Below are 18,959 nucleotides of genomic sequence, written 5' to 3' on the forward strand. Positions count from 1 at the left end.
TAGTCTTAAATTCCTTAGATTTGATAAATTATTATTTTAAAGATTTATTTCCGATATATTATGTCAAAAATAGCTACATTAGAAGTAGATGGTCAAAAAATTGAACTTCCGGTAATCACGGGGAGCGAAAATGAATCAGCTATCGATATTAACAAATTACGTGATTTAACGGGTATTATTACCCTAGACCCAGGATATAAGAATTCTGGATCTTGTACGAGTGAAATCACATTCTTAGATGGAGAATTAGGAATTTTGCGTTACAGAGGATATTCAATCGAAGATCTTGCTGAAAAAGCTAGTTTCTTAGAAGTGTCTTATCTTTTGATTTTTGGAGAATTACCAACAGCTCAAGAGTTGGAACAATTTGAAAATGGTATTAAAAAACATACTTTGGTAAACGAAGAGATGAAAAATATCATTGACGGATTCCCAAAAACAGCCCATCCAATGGGAGTTCTGTCTGCTTTGACAAGTGCTTTGACAGCTTTTAATCCAAAAGCAGTTAATGTAGATAACGAAAAAGAGATGTATGAAGCCATTTGTAAAACAATGGGTAAGTTTCTTGTAATTGCAACCTGGACTTATAGAAAAACTATGGGTTATCCATTGAATTATTATGATAACACAACGGGTTATGTAGATAATTTTATGCAGTTAATGTTTAAATTGCCTACAGGACCTTATTCAGCAAATCCTGTGGTTGTTGCAGCATTAGATAAATTATTTATTCTTCATGCAGATCACGAACAAAACTGTTCTACATCGACAGTAAGAATGGTAGGTTCATCTCATGCAGGTTTATTTGCTTCGATTTCTGCTGGAGTTTCTGCACTTTGGGGACCTCTTCATGGTGGTGCAAATCAAGCTGTGCTTGAAATGTTGGAAGAAATTAACAAGGATGGAGGAGACACGGATAAATTCTTAGCCAAAGCAAAAGATAAAAACGATCCTTTCCGTTTAATGGGATTTGGCCACAGAGTTTATAAAAACTTTGATCCAAGAGCAAAAATTATTAAAAAAGCTGCTAAAGAAGTATTAGATACTTTAGGTGTTGAAGATCCTATTTTAGAAATTGCTAAAAAATTAGAATCAGCTGCTTTAGAAGATGAGTATTTCAAATCAAGAAACTTGTATCCAAACGTAGATTTCTATTCTGGAATAATATACAGAGCATTGGGGATTCCTACTGATATGTTTACAGTAATGTTTGCTATTGGAAGATTACCAGGCTGGATTGCGCAATGGAAAGAAATGCGTGAAAATAAAGAACCAATTGGTCGACCAAGACAAATTTACACAGGGCATCCGCTGAGAGACTTTAAGTCGAACAAATAAAAATATTTTAAAGCTTCACTTAACTGTGAAGCTTTTTTTATCTTTGGGCAAAATATAATAAAGTTATGTTGCAATTAAATATAAAGAACGAAACGTCAAGACTGCGCGCTGTAGTTTTAGGTTCTGCTGTTCATAATGGGCCAACTCCATCTTTAGACGAGGCTTATGATCCTAAATCATTGGAACATATTAAAGCAGGTACTTATCCTGTTGAAGAAGATATGATTGCTGAAATGGACGCTTTTAATTCTGTTTTTCAAAAATATGATGTAAAAGTTTATCGTCCCGAAATGATTGAAAATTACAATCAGATTTTTGCGAGAGATATTGGTTTTGTTATAGATGATACTTTTGTAAAATCTAATATTCTACCGGATAGAGAGCGTGAGTTAGATGCAATTCAATATATCATCGATCAAATAAACCCTTTAAAAGTAGTTCGTCCACCAGAGGAAGTTCATATAGAAGGTGGAGATGTTATGCTTTGGAACGATCATATCTTTATTGGAACTTATAAAGGAAGTGATTATAAAGATTACATTACGGCAAGAACAAATATGCACGGTGTTAATTTTATTAAAGAATTGTTTCCAAATAAAATTGTTAAAGAGTTCGATTTAGTTAAATCTAAATTAGAAGCTCGCGACAATGCTTTGCACTTAGATTGTTGTTTTCAACCTGTTGGAAAAGATAAAGGAATTATTTATAAAAGAGGTTTCCGTGAAGAAGCGGATTATTTGTATTTAGTTAATCTTTTCGGGAAAGAAAATTTATTTCATATCGAAAGAAATGAAATGTATAATATGTTTTCAAACGTATTTTCTATCGATGAAAATGTAGTAGTTTCGGAGAAAAACTTTACCAGATTAAATAATTGGTTGCGTGCACGTGGTTTTACTGTTGAAGAAATTCCTTATGCTGAAATTGCCAAACAAGAAGGTTTATTAAGATGTTCAACTTTACCATTAATTAGAGACTAAATAATTGTTTGAGGTTTCAAGTTTCAAGTTTCAGATTTCACGTTGCTGTAACCTGAAACTTGAAACTTGAAATAAAAAAAACATACAAAATGAAACAAACAACCAATGCAATTGTAATGATTCGACCAGTTGCTTTTAGAATGAATGAGCAAACTGCTGTAAATAATTATTACCAAAAAGTATTAGACGGGCTTTTACCAAGTACAGTAAATGCGAAAGCACAGCAAGAATTTGATGTTTTTGTAGAAAAATTGAGAACAGTTGGAGTAGATGTTACAGTTATAGATGATAATTTAGAAACAGATACGCCTGATAGTATTTTTCCAAACAATTGGGTTTCGTTTCATGAAAATGGTGACGTAGCTCTTTATCCAATGTTTGCAGAAAATCGTCGTCAGGAACGTCGCGAAGATATTTTAGATACTCTCGAAGATAAAGGTTTTGAGATTAATAATATAATGGATTACACGTCAGCAGAAGAAGATGGTTTCTTTCTGGAAGGAACTGGGAGTTTGTTATTAGACAGAGCAAATGCGAAAGCATATTGTGCATTGTCTCCTCGTGCTGATGAAGAATTATTTATTGAATTCTGTGAAGACTTTGATTATGCTCCTGTTATTTTCGAAGCTTTTCAAACTGTAGACGGAGAACGTAAATTAATTTATCATACAAATGTAATGATGTGCTTAGGAGAAACTTTTGCGGTTATTTGTGCAGATAGTATAGATGATAAAAAAGAGCGCAAAATGGTACTTGAAAACCTAAAAGCAGATAAAAAAGAAATTATTCTGATTACAGAAGCTCAAGTAAATAATTTTGCAGGAAATATGCTGGAAGTTCGAGGGACAAATGATAAGAAGTATATCGTTATGAGTGCATCTGCACATCAAAGTTTAACACCAAAACAAATTACTCAATTAGAAAATCACGCCCAAATTTTGAGTTCAAGTTTAGATACTATTGAAGCTTGCGGAGGTGGAAGTGCCAGATGTATGATGGCTGAAGTGTTTTTGCCTAGAAACTAAATTTATTGCAAGTATAAACTAAAAGGGATAAAACGTATGTTTTATCCCTTTTGTTTGTTATAAAGTAAGATGAAATCTACATCAAATTTCCTTTTACTATATTAATGATCGAACTTACAATATATTGAATTCCGATCGAGATAACGATAAAGCCAACAATTCTGGATATTGCTACAATTCCTGAGGCGCCAAGAATTCTTGCTAAATAATGTGCGCTTTTCAAGATGGCAAAAATTGCAACTGCAATAGCTAAAATTGCTAAAGTAGAAAAAATCACTTCTTCCATTCCGTGATGTTCCTGATGAAAAGCAATAAGTAAAGAAATTGATCCGGGACCAGCTAACATAGGGATTGCTAATGGAGTTAATGCAATATCATTACGTTGTTGTGCGTCGGTTTCAATTTTTTTGTTGATTCCCCGTTTCTTATTGATTTTTCCTGAAAGTAATGAAAATCCTGAATTTACAATTACAATTCCTCCGGCAATTCTAAGAGCGTCAATACTAATTCCGAAAAAACTCAGGACATATTGACCAATAAAAAAGGAAACGATCAAAATGATAAAAACGTTTATAGCAGTCCAAAGCGAAATTCGGGAACGCTCCTCCTGCGAATCGTGTTGAGTAAGTCCAACAAAAATAGGAACTGTACCAATTGGATTTAATACTGAAAAAAGAGCGGCAAATAAATAAATGAATAAATCCATATTGTTTTAGTTAGTGAAGTAAAAATAGTTATTTTTTGATACCTGAAAGCAAATTCATGTGAGGATATTATTTTTATTGTTATAATTTCTAAATCAATAACCTAAACTAAGCTCATTCTTTTTGATTACTTTTGTAGCATATTTAAAAATGATGAAAAATAAAAAAACTTTAGTGCTGGGTGCTACTACAAAACCAGATCGTTACGCTTTTAGAGCTATAAATATGTTAGTTGAAAAAGGACATACTGTTTTGGCAATTGGTCAAAATACAGGTGAAGTTGCTGGTGTAAAAATTTATACAAAAGCTATTCCGGTTAAAAATATAGATACAGTAACATTGTATTTAAACCCTGCACGTCAGCGTGATTACTATAATTATATCATAGAAGCACAACCAAAAAGAGTAGTTTTTAATCCTGGTACCGAAAATCCGGAATTATATCAACTATTGGAATTAAATAATATTAAAGCAGAAGTTGCTTGTACTTTGGTGTTATTGGCGACTAATCAATATTAATTTTTTCAGGACCCAATCCCGCACCTGAGCCTGAAAGTGAAAATTGGCGAAGCAATCCGTTTCAATCTTTTTTCTCTTTGGCAGATAAAAAGATTTCCACTTCTATAGGGGCTAAAAAGAACCATTAAAAGTATTACTTTTGTTGTCATGGAATTTTCATCAAAACTAATAGAAAAGGCAGTCAATGAAATGTCGCAATTGCCGGGAATTGGCAAACGTACGGCATTGCGATTGGTGCTGCATTTATTAAAGCAACCTAAAGAGCAAACAGGTTTTTTGTCTCAGGCATTATTGAATATGCGTCAGGATATAAAGTTTTGTGAAAGCTGCCATAATATTTCAGATACAAAAGTTTGTGAAATCTGTGCGAATTTAGCGCGGAATCATCAAACCATTTGCGTTGTCGAAGATATTCGGGATGTGATGGCTATAGAAAATACAGGTCAATATAAGGGGATTTATCATGTTTTAGGCGGAAAAATTTCTCCAATTGAAGGTGTTGGCCCAAGCCAATTAAATATTTCAAGCTTAGTTGAAAAAGTAAAATCAGGGAAAGTTATAGAAATTATCTTTGCACTTAGCTCTACAATGGAAGGTGATACAACAAATTTTTATATTTATAAGCAAATTGCCGAATCAGAAATTGTGATTTCGACAATTGCCAGAGGGATATCTGTTGGCGACGAATTAGAATATGCAGATGAAATTACACTTGGAAGAAGTATTTTACACCGTGTTCCGTTTGAAAAAACTTTCAAAAATAATTAAATAAACCCCAAATAAAACTTAGATTTTCTGAAGATTAAAGGAAAAGCTATATTTGCGATAAAATTTCAATAATGACAAAGAACGGTTTTTATATATTGCTATTAATTAGTGTTTTATTTACATCTTGTATTCCCGTAAAGGATTTAGTCTATTTACAAGATAAAAATACTTCTGGAGAACAAAATACTGTTGCGGCAGTAGAATCTAAGCCTTATAGATTACAGGTAAATGATGTTTTAAGTATTGATATAAAGGCAATTGACCCTAAATTAGTCGCGATTTTTAATACCACAGAAACCTCTTCCTCCGGAACCGGAAAATCTGAATCGACTTTGTATTTTAACGGATTTACAGTTGATGATCACGGAAATATTAGAATGCCAATTTTAGGAGAAATCAATGTAATAGGATATACTCTTGAAGAAGTCAGAATTATAATTGAAAAAAAATTACTCGAAGAATATTTTAAGAGTGAAGCTAATATATTTGTTACTGTAAAATTAGCTGGATTTAGATACACTATAAATGGAGAGGTAGGGAGTACAGGTACAAAAACATTGTTTCAGGAACATGTTAATATCATGGAAGCTATTGCAAATGCAGGCGATATAACAATTACCGGAAATAGAAAAGCAGTAACTATAATTCGTCAATCCCCAACAGGAGTTCAAATGCATGATATAGATTTAACAGATCTTAGTGTAATGAAATCTCCTTATTATTATTTGCAACCTAACGATTATGTTTATGTAAAACCACTTAAGCAAAAAACTTGGGGAACAGGAAAAACAGGTATAGAGTCTATTACTACAATTATTACTGTTTTGTCACTGGCTACAACAGTTTATTTGTTGCTTAAAAACTAAAACTAAATTCAATAGATGTTAGATATAAAAGATTTTTCCATTTTTGAAAATCATTCAAATTTTGATTTTAAAGGATTCTTGTTAAAGATTGCAAGTTATTGGAAATGGTTTTTGGCTAGTTTGATAATTGCATTTACAATTGCTTATCAGGTAAATATTCGTAAAGAGAAAATTTACGGAATGCAAACAATGATTTCTATTAAAGAAGAGAGTAATCCTTTTTTTACATCAAATACAAGTTTGGTTTTTAATTGGGGTGGAATCTCAGATCAGGTAAATGGGATCTCTACCATATTACAGTCCAGATCTCATAATGAGATGGTTGTTAGTAAGTTGCAGTTTTATATAGATTACCTTGTACAAGGAAAATACAATTTGATTGATTCTTATGGCGCGGTGCCTTTTTATGTAGATATTGATAAGTCAAAAGGACAACTTGCAAACACGCTAATTGGTATTAAATTTTTGAGTCCAAATGAATATCAGATTCGAGTTCCTTTCGAGAATAATTCGGTTTCATTAATTACCTATTCTAATAATTCATATAGTAATACTGCGGTTCAGCCTACAGAGCTTTTTGTAAAGAAATATAAAGTTGGTGAACAGGTTTCATTACCTTTTTTAAATTGGAAGTTACAAATAAATGATAACCCCGGTATGTATACAGGGAACGAATATTTTGTAAAATTCAATGATTTTGACGGAACGGTATCAGGTTATAGAGGTGTAACAGTTGGTTCTGATGATAAAGGAGGTTCTATCTTAACGTTAGGAATGCAAGGTTCAAATAAAGCCAGAATGGTCGATTATTTGAATTCGACAGTAAGAATGTTAATCAAAATTCAGCTTGACGGAAAAAATCAGTTTGCAACCAATACCATCAGATTTATCGATAGCACACTTGTTGCAATGGAATCGCAGTTAAAACAAACCGGAGGAGAATTAAAATCATTCAGAAAAGATAAAAATATTTATGAAATTGAAGGAGGAGGAGCAAAGGTTTCTGATAAAATAATGGACTTTGATGTTCAAAAAGATGAAGTCACAAGAAAAATCGCTTATTACAATTCTTTAAAATCATACCTAAATAATAGTGTTGATTATTCTCGATTGCCTGCGCCATCTGTTGCCGGAATTGATGATCCAAATATTGTAGTCAATGTATCGAAACTTATTGCGCTTTCGACTCAAAGATCAGAAATGGCTTATGCAGTAAAAAGCGATAAGATTTTTAAAGACTTTGACAATCAAATGCAGGCTGTGAAGAGCGTTTTACTGGAAAACATTGTGTCTGCAAAATCATCGCTAATGTATGATTTGTCGATGGTAAATGCTAAAATTGGTCAAGCCGAAAGTACTGTTAAAAGACTTCCTGAAGAGCAACAGGAATTATTAAAGATTCAGAGAAAGTATGATTTAAGTGATAATATTTATACTGAATTTCTTAAGAAGAGAAATGAAGCAGAGATTGTAAAAGCTTCTAATTTGTCTGATATTCATTTTATTGATCCTGCAAAAGATATCGGTGGTGGATTAATTGGTCCAAAAACTTCTGTAAATTATATATTGGCTTTGTTTTTAGGAATATTGGTGCCCTTGTTGTTTGTTTTTGGAATTTTCTTCATAAATAATTCAATTCAAAACGCAGATGATATTAGTAAGTTAACCCAAATTCCATTAATTGGTGTTGTTGGAATTAATAAAGATTCTTTGAATTTAGCAGTTTTTGATAAACCAAAATCAGCACTTTCCGAGGCCTTTAGAACGATTCGTTCCTCATTGCAATTTTTGTATAAAAAGCAGCAAGTTAGTGGTTCAAAGACTTTAATGATTACTTCGTCAATAAGTGGTGAAGGAAAAACATTTTGTTCTATTAATATTGCTACTGTTTTTGCTTTAAGCGAAAAGAAAACGGTCATTATTGGTTTAGATTTAAGAAAACCAAGATTGTCAGATGAGTTTAATTTAAAAAATCAAATAGGAGTTGTAAATTATTTGATTAAGCAAAATAGTTTAGCTGAAATTACAAACGCAACACAAATTCCTAATCTTGACGTTATATTGTCAGGTCCAATCCCGCCAAATCCATCTGAGCTTATTTTAAGTGATGCGATGAAGGAATTAATTATTGAGCTAAAGCAAAAATATGATTATATTGTTCTTGATACTCCTCCGGTTGGATTAGTATCAGATGCGCTGGAACTGGCACAATACGCAGATGTTACGCTTTATATCGTAAGGCAAAATTATACCAAAAAAGATATGATTACATTGCTAAATACCAGGATAAAACGAGGAGAGCTTACCAATGCGAGTATTGTTCTAAATGGTTATGAGAATAAAGCAAAATATGGTACAGCTTATGGTTATGGGTACGGTTATGGAGCTTATTCAAACGGATATCATGAAGAGGAAGAAAAATTAAGTTTCTGGAAGGTAATTTTAAATAAATTCAAGAAAAAATAATTTGAAGTAATGGAAGTATCGACTCAAAATACAATTTTAATTACAGGTGGAGCAGGCTTTATTGGTTCAAACTTAGTTGAATATTTTTTAGGATTAGGTCATAAAGTAGTTTGTCTGGATAATTTTTCGACAGGACATCGTCATAATTTAAATGGCATCATAAATAACTCTAATTTTAAATTAATTGAGGGCGATATTCGAAACGTTGCTGATTGTATTCTGGCAGTCGAAGGAGTTGATTATGTCTTGCATCAAGCCGCTTTAGGTTCTGTTCCAAGATCTATAAACGATCCTGTTACGACAAATGATGTAAATGTTTCCGGTTTTTTGAATATGTTAGTAGCTTCCAGAGATGCAAAAGTAAAACGCTTTATTTATGCGGCTAGTTCATCTACCTATGGAGATTCTCAAGGATTACCAAAAGTAGAAGATGTAATTGGAAAACCTTTATCCCCGTATGCTATTACAAAATATGTAAACGAATTGTATGCTGAGATTTTTAGCAGAACCTATGGTTTAGAAACAATAGGATTGCGTTATTTTAATGTTTTTGGACGCAAGCAAGACCCAAATGGAGCTTATGCTGCGGTGATTCCAAAGTTCGTTATGCAACTAATGAATTATGAAAGTCCTGTGATTAATGGTGACGGAAATTATTCTAGGGATTTTACTTACATAGATAATGTAATTCAAATGAATGAATTGGCTATGGTAAGTCAAAATCCGGAAGCAATTAATACAGTTTACAATACGGCTTTTGGCGATCGAAATACTTTGAATGATTTGGTAGGATATTTAAAAGAATATTTAGCTGAATTTGATTCAAAAATTGCAGATGTAAAAATTGTATATGGAGCAAACAGAGCCGGAGATATTCCGCATTCATTGGCAAGTATTGATAAAGCAAAAACAATATTAGGTTATAATCCTAAATATTCTTTACAAAAAGGATTAAAAGAGGCGGTAAGCTGGTATTGGAATAATTTGAAATAAAATAAGGATCAAGATAATAGTAGATAAATGAAAATTACAAAAATTTGTTGCATTGGTGCAGGTTATGTTGGAGGTCCGACAATGGCAGTAATTGCTCAAAAATGTCCAAACATTCAAGTGACTGTTGTCGACTTGAACGAACAAAGAATAAAAGATTGGAATGATCCTAATACAGATAATATTCCGATTTATGAACCGGGTCTTTCAGAAATAGTAGCCGAAGCAAGAGGTAGAAATCTTTTCTTTTCGACAGATGTTGAAAAAGCAATTGATGAAGCTCAGGTAATTTTTATATCAGTAAATACGCCAACCAAAACTTACGGAAAAGGAAAAGGTATGGCAGCTGACTTAAAATATATTGAACTTTGTGCCAGACAAATAGCAAAGGTAGCAAAGCAAAATAAAATTGTAGTCGAAAAATCGACTTTGCCAGTACGTACAGCCGAAGCAATAAAAAGTATTCTGGATAATACAGGGAATGGTGTTCAGTTTCAGATTTTATCAAATCCTGAATTTTTAGCCGAAGGAACAGCTGTTACAGATTTATTAAATCCGGATCGAATTTTGATAGGTGGAGATTCGACACCAGATGGCGAAGAGGCGATTAGCGCTTTAGTTGATGTTTATGCAAATTGGGTTGACAAGGATAAAATATTGACGACAAATGTTTGGTCATCAGAATTGTCTAAACTAACGGCAAATGCCTTCTTAGCACAACGAATATCGTCTATAAATGCAATGTCTGAATTATGCGAAAAAACAGGTGCTGATGTTAGTGAAGTAGCAAAAGCAATTGGTATGGACAGTCGAATTGGTTCAAAATTTCTAAAAGCATCAGTTGGTTTTGGGGGTTCTTGTTTTCAAAAAGACATTTTAAATTTAGTTTATATTGCAAAATCCTATGGATTGAATGAAGTGGCTGATTATTGGGAACAAGTAATTATAATGAATGATCATCAAAAAAGAAGATTTTCAAATAAAATTGTTCAGACATTATATAATACTGTTGCTGATAAAAAAATTACTTTTTTAGGATGGGCATTCAAAAAAGATACAAATGATACTCGTGAATCTGCTGCAATTTATGTTGCTGATGATTTGATAAATGAACAGGCTAGAATTTCTGTTTATGACCCTAAGGTTTCCAGAAATAAAATGTTAAGTGATTTGGATTATCTGGAAACCAGAACTGTTGAGGAAAATAGTAAAGCATTGTCAATATTTGATAATGCTTATGAAGCTTGTAAAGGAGCTCATGCAGTTGCAATTTTGACTGAATGGGATGAATTTACAACTTATAATTGGCAAAAAATTTACGATTCGATGCATAAACCAGCATTTCTTTTTGACGGAAGAAATATATTAAATTCAAAAGAATTAGAATCAATTGGATTTATTTATAAAGGAATTGGTTCGTAGTTAAAAAGAACATTGAAGTGAAGTTTGATATGAAATGGATAGAAGAGAATTGGTTTAAAGATTTTATTTCAATAATAAAGAAAAATGAAGAACTGGTACGTAGTTTATACAAAGCCCAAATGGGAGAAAAAAGTTGCAGAAAAACTTAGTCAAATTGGTATTGAGTGCTACTGTCCTTTGATAACTCAGGTTAAGCAATGGTCAGATAGAAAGAAAAAGATCGAAGTACCGCTTTTTAATTCTTATGTATTTGTCCAGTTGGAAGATGTTGATCGAAATTCTGTTTTTCAAATTGCCGGTGTAATTCGATATTTGTTCTGGTTAGGTAAGCCGGCAGTTGTTCGTGATGAAGAAATCAATGTGATAAAAACGAGTCTTGAGGCTACAAACATTAGTGATATTTCGGTGACATCAATACAAGTTGGAGATCGTATAAAATTAGAATCAGGAGCTTTTAGCAATCAAGATGCAATAGTTCAGGAAATATCGAATACATATTATACTCTTGTGCTTGAATCTTTAGGCTGCGTTCTTAAAATAAAATATAAATAATTAAGTTATATAATAACTATTGGTAGTAAAACAGAAGGTAAAATTTCTCCTAATAGAGATTTTGTTTTCTGTTTTTTTTTATAATGTAAATTTTTACAGACTGATTAATAATGCATTGGTATGCATTATTGTTGTTTAATAGTTTGTTTTCGCTGTATTACGGGAAACCGTATTGAATAAATTGACTTAATATGTTATATTTGCCGAAAATAATTTTAGAGTATCTGTGTCAAATCTTTGTGACTCAGAGTGGCGAAGCCGTGAACTGTTATGACTGAAATTGAAAAAAAAGATTACAAATTGACTGAAAACATAAAAATTGCCATTATTGGTTTAGGTTATGTTGGTTTGCCTTTGGCTAGATTATTTGCAACTAAATATTCAGTTATAGGTTTTGATATTAACGAGACAAGAGTGTCATCTTTAAAATCAGGTACAGACACAACATTAGAAGTAGATGATGAGACTTTGCAAAAGGTTTTAGTCAATAATGCTAATTCGAAAGTTGGATTGTACTGTACAACCTCTTTGAACGATATTGCAGATTGTAACTATTTTATAGTTACGGTCCCTACTCCGGTTGATAAAAATAATCGTCCTGATTTGACTCCTTTATATAAGTCGAGTGAATCAGTTGGTAAAATATTAAAAAAAGGAGATATCGTAATTTATGAGTCAACTGTTTATCCAGGTGTTACAGAAGAACAATGTGTTCCGGTTTTAGAAAGAGTTTCTGGTTTGAAATTTAACCAAGATTTCTATGCAGGATATTCTCCTGAAAGAATAAACCCCGGAGATAAAGAACATACTGTTGAAAAGATTTTGAAAGTAACTTCAGGATCGACTCCGGAAATTGGTGTAAAAGTTGACGCGTTATATAAATCTGTTATTACTGCAGGAACACATTTAGCACCTTCAATAAAAGTGGCAGAAGCTGCTAAGGTTATAGAAAATTCACAACGCGATATTAATATTGCTTTTGTAAATGAACTGGCTAAAATATTCAATTTAATGAATATTGATACGCAGGAAGTTTTGGCTGCAGCATCGACAAAATGGAATTTCCTGCCATTTAAACCAGGATTAGTAGGAGGGCATTGTATAGGTGTTGATCCATACTATTTGGCACAAAGAGCTCAGGAATTTGGATATCATCCGGAAATAATTTTAGCAGGACGACGTTTAAATGACAGCATGGGCGAGTATGTTGCTTCACAAATAGTGAAACTTATGATTAAAAAAGGAATTTCGGTTAATGGGGCAAATCTATTAATGCTAGGAATTACTTTTAAAGAGAATTGCCCGGATGTTCGTAACACGAAAATTGTAGATGTTGTAAAAGCATTAAAAGAGTATGGAATATCGGTTACAATTTATGATCCTTTGGCTAATACAGAAGAAGTTAAAAAGGAATATAAACTAAAAACGGTTAATTTTCTTCCAGAAGAAAAATTCGATGCTATAGTTTTAGGAGTTGCACATACTGAGTTTTTACAACTGAAATTTTCGGACTTACAAAAAGAGAATAGTTTAATATATGACGTAAAAGGAGTTTTAGGTACAATAGCTGATAATAGATTATAGTAGTTAAAAGTCTCTTTTTTATTTAAAGAAAAATGGAAACAAACAATTCAATCATACATGTAATTTTGACAGGAGGAGTGGGAAGCAGATTGTGGCCGCTCTCAAGAAAAAGTCAACCTAAACAATATCTGGAGATATTTGAAAACAAATCTTTATTCGAAATGACGGTTGATCGTAACAGTCATTTAGCGAATAAAGTGATGGTAGTTGGTAATGTTGATAACCATCATCTAAGTGGAAAAGTGATGGATAAAACCCAAACTTCATACATAAATATAGTTGAGGCTACCCCCCGTAATACTGCAGCTGCTATTGCTTTTGCTGCATTTGCGTCTAGCCCTAATGATATATTAATTGTAACACCCTCGGATCATATTATTAGTAAAATGGAGGAATACAATAAAGCGATTGATGAAGCGATTTCAAAAGCGCAAGATGGATTTATTGTTACATTCGGAATTATTCCAACCAAACCAGAGACCGGATATGGTTATATAGAGTCAAAAGGCGATAAGGTGATATCATTTCGAGAAAAACCTAATGAGACTACAGCGAAAGAGTTTATTGCAAAAGGAAATTTTTTATGGAATAGTGGTATGTTTTGTTTTAAGGCAAGTGTTTTATTGGAGGAGTTAAAACAATTTCAACCGGATGTTTATGAAAAATCTAAAGCTGTTTGGGAAGCAAGTAAAAATGGTTTTCTAGATTTTGACTTATCATTAGAAATTCCATCAATCAGCATTGACTACGCGGTAATGGAACGTAGTAAAAAAATAAAGGTAGTTCCTGCTGCTTTTTCATGGTCAGATTTAGGATCATTTGAATCCGTGTATGATTATTTAGTTTCAAAAAATCATCCAATTGACAAAAATGGTAATATGGTTATTGGTTCAGGTAAACATACAACCTTTCTAGGTCTAAAAAACACTATTTTTGTTTATACTGATACCGCAAATCTAATTTTGCAAAAAGAAAATTCACAAGATGTAAAGGATATATACAGTGAGTTGGAAAAGATAAATTCTGATTTATTAAATTAATTGAAATTTAAAATGAAAAAAATTCTTATTACTGGTGGAGCTGGTTTTATTGGATCTCATGTTGTGAGACGTTTTGTGAATAAATATCCTGAATATCAAATATTTAATTTAGATGCCTTGACATACGCAGGAAATTTAGAAAACATTAAGGATATTGAGAATCAATCTAACTACACATTTGTAAAAGGTGATATTGTTGATGAAGCTTTTATAAATGAACTTTTCTCGTTACATAATTTTGATGGGGTTTTGCATTTAGCTGCAGAATCTCATGTTGACCGCTCTATTGAAGATCCGTTATCATTTGTAAAAACAAATGTAATTGGCACAATGAACTTATTAAATGCGGCTAAAAATCAGTGGAAAGAAAATTTCGAGGATAAACGCTTTTATCACATTAGTACTGATGAAGTTTATGGTTCTCTTGGATCAGAAGGTCTTTTTACAGAAACTACTTCTTATGATCCTAATTCACCATATTCAGCTTCTAAAGCAAGTTCAGATCATTTTGTAAGAGCTTATGGTGAAACTTATGGTTTACCATATGTTTTAACAAACTGTTCTAATAATTATGGATCGTATCATTTTCCAGAAAAATTAATTCCTCTTTTTATTAATAATATAATCAATAATAAGCCATTACCAGTTTATGGAGATGGGAATTATACACGGGATTGGCTTTTTGTAGAAGATCATGCTATTGCAATTGATTTGGTTTTTCATGAAGGAAAAAATCATGAAACGTATAATATTGGTGGTTTTAACGAATGGAAAAATATTGACTTGGTAAAGCTGTTATGTAAAATCATGGATCAGAAATTAAAAAGAGTTGAAGGGACTTCGCAAGAGTTGATTACTTATGTAAAAGACAGACCTGGTCACGATTTGCGTTATGCTATTGATGCTTCTAAAATTAATAAAGAATTGGGTTGGAAGCCTTCTGTTACTTTTGAAGAAGGCTTAGAAAAAACAATCAATTGGTATCTGAATAATGAAGAATGGTTACAAAACGTAACTTCGGGTTCTTATAAAGATTACTATCAAAAACAATATTCATAAACAAAAACAATATTTCTTTTAAACCAAACTTAAGGTTAATTATAATTCAAATATGAAAAAGGTAATATACGTTCTTACTCTGCTTTTTATGTTGCTAATTTCTTTTAGCGCAAGTGCTCAGGATATAATAAAGTCTAAAGATTTAAGTACTGTAAAGGTTGATTATTTAACAGACGACGAAATAGCGAAAGTAGTTGCTCAATTAAAAAATAATAGCGCAACTATTGATGATGTAGAGTCTATGGCCTTGTCAAAGGGCATGAGTCAAAATGAATTCAATAAGTTAAAAACTCGAGTAAAAGAGTATGAGAAAAAAAACTCAAAAGATAAAGACAAAGATAAAAAAGATAAGGATAAAGATAAAAATAAAAAGAAAGACGATAAATTAAAAGATTTAGATGAGGATTCTGAGTTTGGAAGAAAACAGGAAAAAATCAAAAATGAAAAAATAAAGGATTCATTAAACGCTTTAATTTTTGGATCTGAATTGTTCGATAATCCTACTTTGACTTTTGAACCCGATTTAAAAATGGCAACGCCGGTAAATTATATCTTAGGATCTGGGGATAAGTTGGAGATAAGTATTTATGGTATTCAACAATTTGACGATACTGTTCCTGTTAATTTTGAGGGTAAAATTACAATTGAAAATGTTGGACAAATAGCAGTTGCAGGAATGACAATCGAAGCTGCTACGCAAAAAATAAAAGCTGCAATTGCAAGAGTTTATAGTACCGTTAGATCAGGACAATCCAAGGTTAGTGTTAGTTTAAGTGATATTAGAACGATAAAAGTAACAATTGTAGGAGGGAAACAGCCTGGTAATTATTCTATTTCTTCTCTGGCTTCTGTTTATAACGCGTTGCATTTGGCGGGTGGACCTGGTAAAAATGGTAGTTATAGAAATATTGAATTAATCCGAAATAACAAAGTATTTAAAAATATTGATATCTATAAATTTTTAGTTAAAGGAGATCAATCTGACAATGTAAATTTAAGAGATAACGATGTAATCAGAATTCCGGCATATAGTCAACGAGTTGTGGTAGAAGGAGAAGTTAAACGTCCAGGAATTTTCGAAATGAAAAAAGGCGAGACATTTGCAGATTTATTATCTTTTGCTTCAGGATTTAATGAGTTTGCCTATACAGCATCTGTTAATGTAATGCAAAAAACAGGAAAAGAATTTAAAATACATGACATAAATGAAAGTGAATATAATTCTTATTTACCACAGTCTGGTGATGATTTCAGGGTTACAAAAATTCTAAATAGATTTGAAAATCGTATTAAAATAGAAGGCGCTGTTTTTAGACCAGATTATTACTCTTACAGTGAAGGAATGAGAATTTCAGATCTTATCACCAGATCAGAAGGACTTAAAGAAGATGCCTACACAAAAAGAGCAAGAATTATTCGTCTAAAAACTGATTTAACCACGGAAATTGTAAATGTAGATTTAAGTAGTGCTATGTCAGGTGATTTGAATGCTGACGTAGAGTTAAAAAGAGAAGATATTGTTACTGTTTATTCTATTTTGGATTTTAGAGAAGAATATAAAATAACAATTGACGGAGAAGTTAAAAATCCAGGGGAATACGAGTATTTTGAAAATCTAACTTTAAATGACTTAGTTGTCCAAGTTGGCGGTTTAACAGGCTCAGCATCTAAGAGGGTTGAAGTTGCAAGAATGGTAAAATCTGATGTAATAGATGATTCGGATCCTAAACGCGTTGAATTAGTAGAACTCGAAATTACTGCCGACAATAATGAACAAATTAAGAATTTTGTACTAAAACCATTTGATGTTATTAATATTCGTAAAATGGCAGTATACGAAAAGCCAGAAATGGTTAAAGTTAGTGGTGCTGTTACTTATCCTGGGAAATATGTTCTGGCGAATAAAAAAGAGACAGTTTATAATGTTGTTATGAGAGCGGGAGGATTAACATCTATTGCGAACTTAGATGGTATGAAAATTAAAAGACCAATTAAGGAAGAGCAAATTGAGCAATTAGAAAGTGTAAATCTTAATCTTGATAAAAAGCTAACAACAGAAGAAGAATCAAAATTAAAACAAAAAGATACTCTTAATTCTAAATTGTCAAAAAAACTGAGAGACGAATTAAAATTTGCTACCATTCCTGTTAACTGGGAAAAAATTGTAAAAGATAAAAATCATTATTCTAATGTTACTTTGTTTCCAGGAGATGAAATTGAAGTTGCGATATATAATGAAGGAGTAAAAGTAACCGGAAATGTTTTGCTAACCTCTGAAATTCCTTACAGAAATGGAAAAGGTTTTAAGTATTACATAAATGCGGTCGGAGGTGTTGATTACAAAGGATGGAAGAAAAAAGCATATATTATTTATCCAAATGGGAAGGCCTCTGTAACAGGTTCGTTTTTGTTTTTTAGGTCTTATCCAAAAGTGACTCCGGATTCTCAAATAGTAGTTCCCGAGAAACCTGAAATGAAGCGTATGAGTGCTGGAGAATGGGCTGGTATTGGAAGTGTGCTTGCTAGTTTAGCTTTATTAATTGTTACTGCTTTTAAATAAATTATTTTAATGGAGAATATGACACCTATTGAAAACGATGAAATATCGTTAAAAGAATTAATCTATAAAGCAAAAGAATGGTATCAGTATTTGCTTTCTCAATGGAAAATCATTGTCTTAGCTGGAATAATCGGGGCTAGTTTAGGATTGACTTATTCTTTTATAAAGAAGCCAATTTATACTGCGACTTTATCTTTTGCTCTAGAAGAAGATAAATCTTCAGGTGGAGGTCTGGGTAGTGCATTAGGTTTAGCAGGTTCCCTAGGTTTAGATTTGGGCGGCGGTGGCGGAAGTATTTTTACAGGTTCTAATTTAACAGAATTATTTAAATCTCGAAAAATGGTAGAACAGACTTTATTGACTCCTGTTGATTATAATGGGAAAACAATTTCTTTAGTCGAAATGTATATTCAGATTAACGAATTAAGTAAAGGATGGAAAGATAATTCTAAGCTTGAAAATATTAAGTTTTTACCTAATGTAAATCGTGAAAAATTTACTCGAGTTCATGATAGTATTCTAGGGTCGATTTATCAAAACTTATCTAAAGGAGCTCTGTCAGTTGGTCAAAAAGATAAGAAAATAGCAATCATTAATATAGATATGTCTTCTACTAATGAATTATTTGCTAAATATTTTTGCGAAGCACTTGCTAAAAATGTATCTGATTTTTACATTTACACAAAAAGCAAAAAAGCAAGGACAAATATGTTGGTTTTAGAAAGACAAACCGATTCTATTCGTCGTGAACTTAATGGTGCAATTACTGGAGTAGCGGTTGCTAATGATAATACTTTTAATTTAAATCCTGCACTTAATGTGCGTCGTACTCCTTCAGCAAGAAAGCAAGTAGATGTACAAGCGAATACAGCTATATTAACAGAGTTAGTTAAGCAATCGGAACTTGCAAAAGTAACCTTACGTAAAGAAACTCCACTAATTCAGGTAATCGACACACCAATTTTACCTTTAGTTAAAGAACGCTTTGGAAAACTTAAAGGTTTGGCAATTGGAGGTTTTTTAGGGGGTTTTTTGATCGTTTTCGTCTTAATTTTCCGAAAATTATTAAAGCAGTTACTACAGTAA

Annotated in this window: 16 protein-coding genes; 15 read left to right on the forward strand and 1 reads right to left on the reverse strand. The window is 32.1% G+C overall.

Annotated elements, in window-relative coordinates:
• Nucleotides 1–60 precede the first annotated feature (60 nt).
• The 3 genes from B0A64_RS04735 (at nt 61) to ctlX (ending at nt 3,343) form a co-directional block, all read left to right on the forward strand.
• Complete coding sequence (locus B0A64_RS04735; protein WP_089478376.1) at nt 61–1,338, forward strand: citrate synthase; 1,278 nt, start codon at nt 61–63, stop codon at nt 1,336–1,338.
• 65 nt (nt 1,339–1,403) lie between these two features.
• Entirely contained in the window at nt 1,404–2,318 is a 915-nt protein-coding gene (locus tag B0A64_RS04740) for a dimethylarginine dimethylaminohydrolase family protein (protein WP_089478377.1), read from the forward strand.
• A gap of 89 nt (nt 2,319–2,407) precedes the next feature.
• Nucleotides 2,408–3,343: a citrulline utilization hydrolase CtlX gene (ctlX, locus tag B0A64_RS04745; protein ID WP_089478378.1), complete on the forward strand. Its 936-nt coding sequence runs from the start codon at nt 2,408–2,410 to the stop codon at nt 3,341–3,343.
• Between the two features lie 76 nt (nt 3,344–3,419).
• On the opposite strand, the gene B0A64_RS04750 is transcribed toward ctlX, so the two are convergent.
• Complete coding sequence (locus tag B0A64_RS04750; RefSeq protein ID WP_089478379.1) at nt 3,420–4,049, reverse strand: MarC family NAAT transporter; 630 nt, start codon at nt 4,047–4,049, stop codon at nt 3,420–3,422.
• 151 nt (nt 4,050–4,200) lie between these two features.
• Here B0A64_RS04750 and B0A64_RS04755 point away from each other — a divergent pair, with 151 nt between their 5' ends.
• The 12 genes from B0A64_RS04755 to B0A64_RS04810 all read left to right on the forward strand — a co-directional run bounded on the left by B0A64_RS04755 (nt 4,201) and on the right by B0A64_RS04810 (nt 18,959).
• A complete protein-coding gene (locus B0A64_RS04755) occupies nt 4,201–4,566 on the forward strand; it encodes a CoA-binding protein (RefSeq protein WP_089478380.1) in 366 nt (121 codons plus the stop codon).
• Between the two features lie 147 nt (nt 4,567–4,713).
• The gene (gene recR, locus B0A64_RS04760) at nt 4,714–5,334 is read left to right on the forward strand and encodes a recombination mediator RecR (protein WP_089478381.1); all 621 of its coding nucleotides are present in this window, start codon (nt 4,714–4,716) and stop codon (nt 5,332–5,334) included.
• A gap of 71 nt (nt 5,335–5,405) precedes the next feature.
• Complete coding sequence (locus tag B0A64_RS04765) at nt 5,406–6,200, forward strand: polysaccharide biosynthesis/export family protein (protein ID WP_089478382.1); 795 nt, start codon at nt 5,406–5,408, stop codon at nt 6,198–6,200.
• 15 nt (nt 6,201–6,215) lie between these two features.
• Nucleotides 6,216–8,666: a polysaccharide biosynthesis tyrosine autokinase gene (locus B0A64_RS04770; RefSeq protein ID WP_089478383.1), complete on the forward strand. Its 2,451-nt coding sequence runs from the start codon at nt 6,216–6,218 to the stop codon at nt 8,664–8,666.
• A 9-nt stretch (nt 8,667–8,675) separates the two neighbouring features.
• A complete protein-coding gene (locus B0A64_RS04775; RefSeq protein WP_089478384.1) occupies nt 8,676–9,659 on the forward strand; it encodes an SDR family oxidoreductase in 984 nt (327 codons plus the stop codon).
• A 27-nt stretch (nt 9,660–9,686) separates the two neighbouring features.
• Nucleotides 9,687–11,078 (forward strand): UDP-glucose 6-dehydrogenase, encoded by a 1,392-nt coding sequence (locus B0A64_RS04780; RefSeq protein WP_089478385.1) that lies wholly within the window; start codon nt 9,687–9,689, stop codon nt 11,076–11,078.
• 84 nt (nt 11,079–11,162) lie between these two features.
• On the forward strand, nt 11,163–11,630 hold the full coding sequence (locus B0A64_RS04785; protein WP_089478386.1) for a UpxY family transcription antiterminator: 468 nt from the start codon (nt 11,163–11,165) through the stop codon (nt 11,628–11,630).
• A 270-nt stretch (nt 11,631–11,900) separates the two neighbouring features.
• A complete protein-coding gene (locus B0A64_RS04790; protein WP_165769763.1) occupies nt 11,901–13,214 on the forward strand; it encodes a nucleotide sugar dehydrogenase in 1,314 nt (437 codons plus the stop codon).
• A gap of 32 nt (nt 13,215–13,246) precedes the next feature.
• On the forward strand, nt 13,247–14,254 hold the full coding sequence (locus B0A64_RS04795) for a mannose-1-phosphate guanylyltransferase (protein ID WP_089478387.1): 1,008 nt from the start codon (nt 13,247–13,249) through the stop codon (nt 14,252–14,254).
• A 12-nt stretch (nt 14,255–14,266) separates the two neighbouring features.
• A complete protein-coding gene (gene rfbB / locus B0A64_RS04800; RefSeq protein WP_089478388.1) occupies nt 14,267–15,313 on the forward strand; it encodes a dTDP-glucose 4,6-dehydratase in 1,047 nt (348 codons plus the stop codon).
• A 52-nt stretch (nt 15,314–15,365) separates the two neighbouring features.
• Nucleotides 15,366–17,873, forward strand: coding sequence for an SLBB domain-containing protein (locus B0A64_RS04805; protein WP_089478389.1), 2,508 nt, complete (start codon nt 15,366–15,368; stop codon nt 17,871–17,873).
• 9 nt (nt 17,874–17,882) lie between these two features.
• A complete protein-coding gene (locus tag B0A64_RS04810) occupies nt 17,883–18,959 on the forward strand; it encodes a Wzz/FepE/Etk N-terminal domain-containing protein (protein WP_089478390.1) in 1,077 nt (358 codons plus the stop codon).

It is taken from the genome of Flavobacterium araucananum (assembly GCF_002222055.1).
In the GTDB taxonomy this organism is placed as follows: Bacteria; Bacteroidota; Bacteroidia; order Flavobacteriales; family Flavobacteriaceae; genus Flavobacterium; species Flavobacterium araucananum.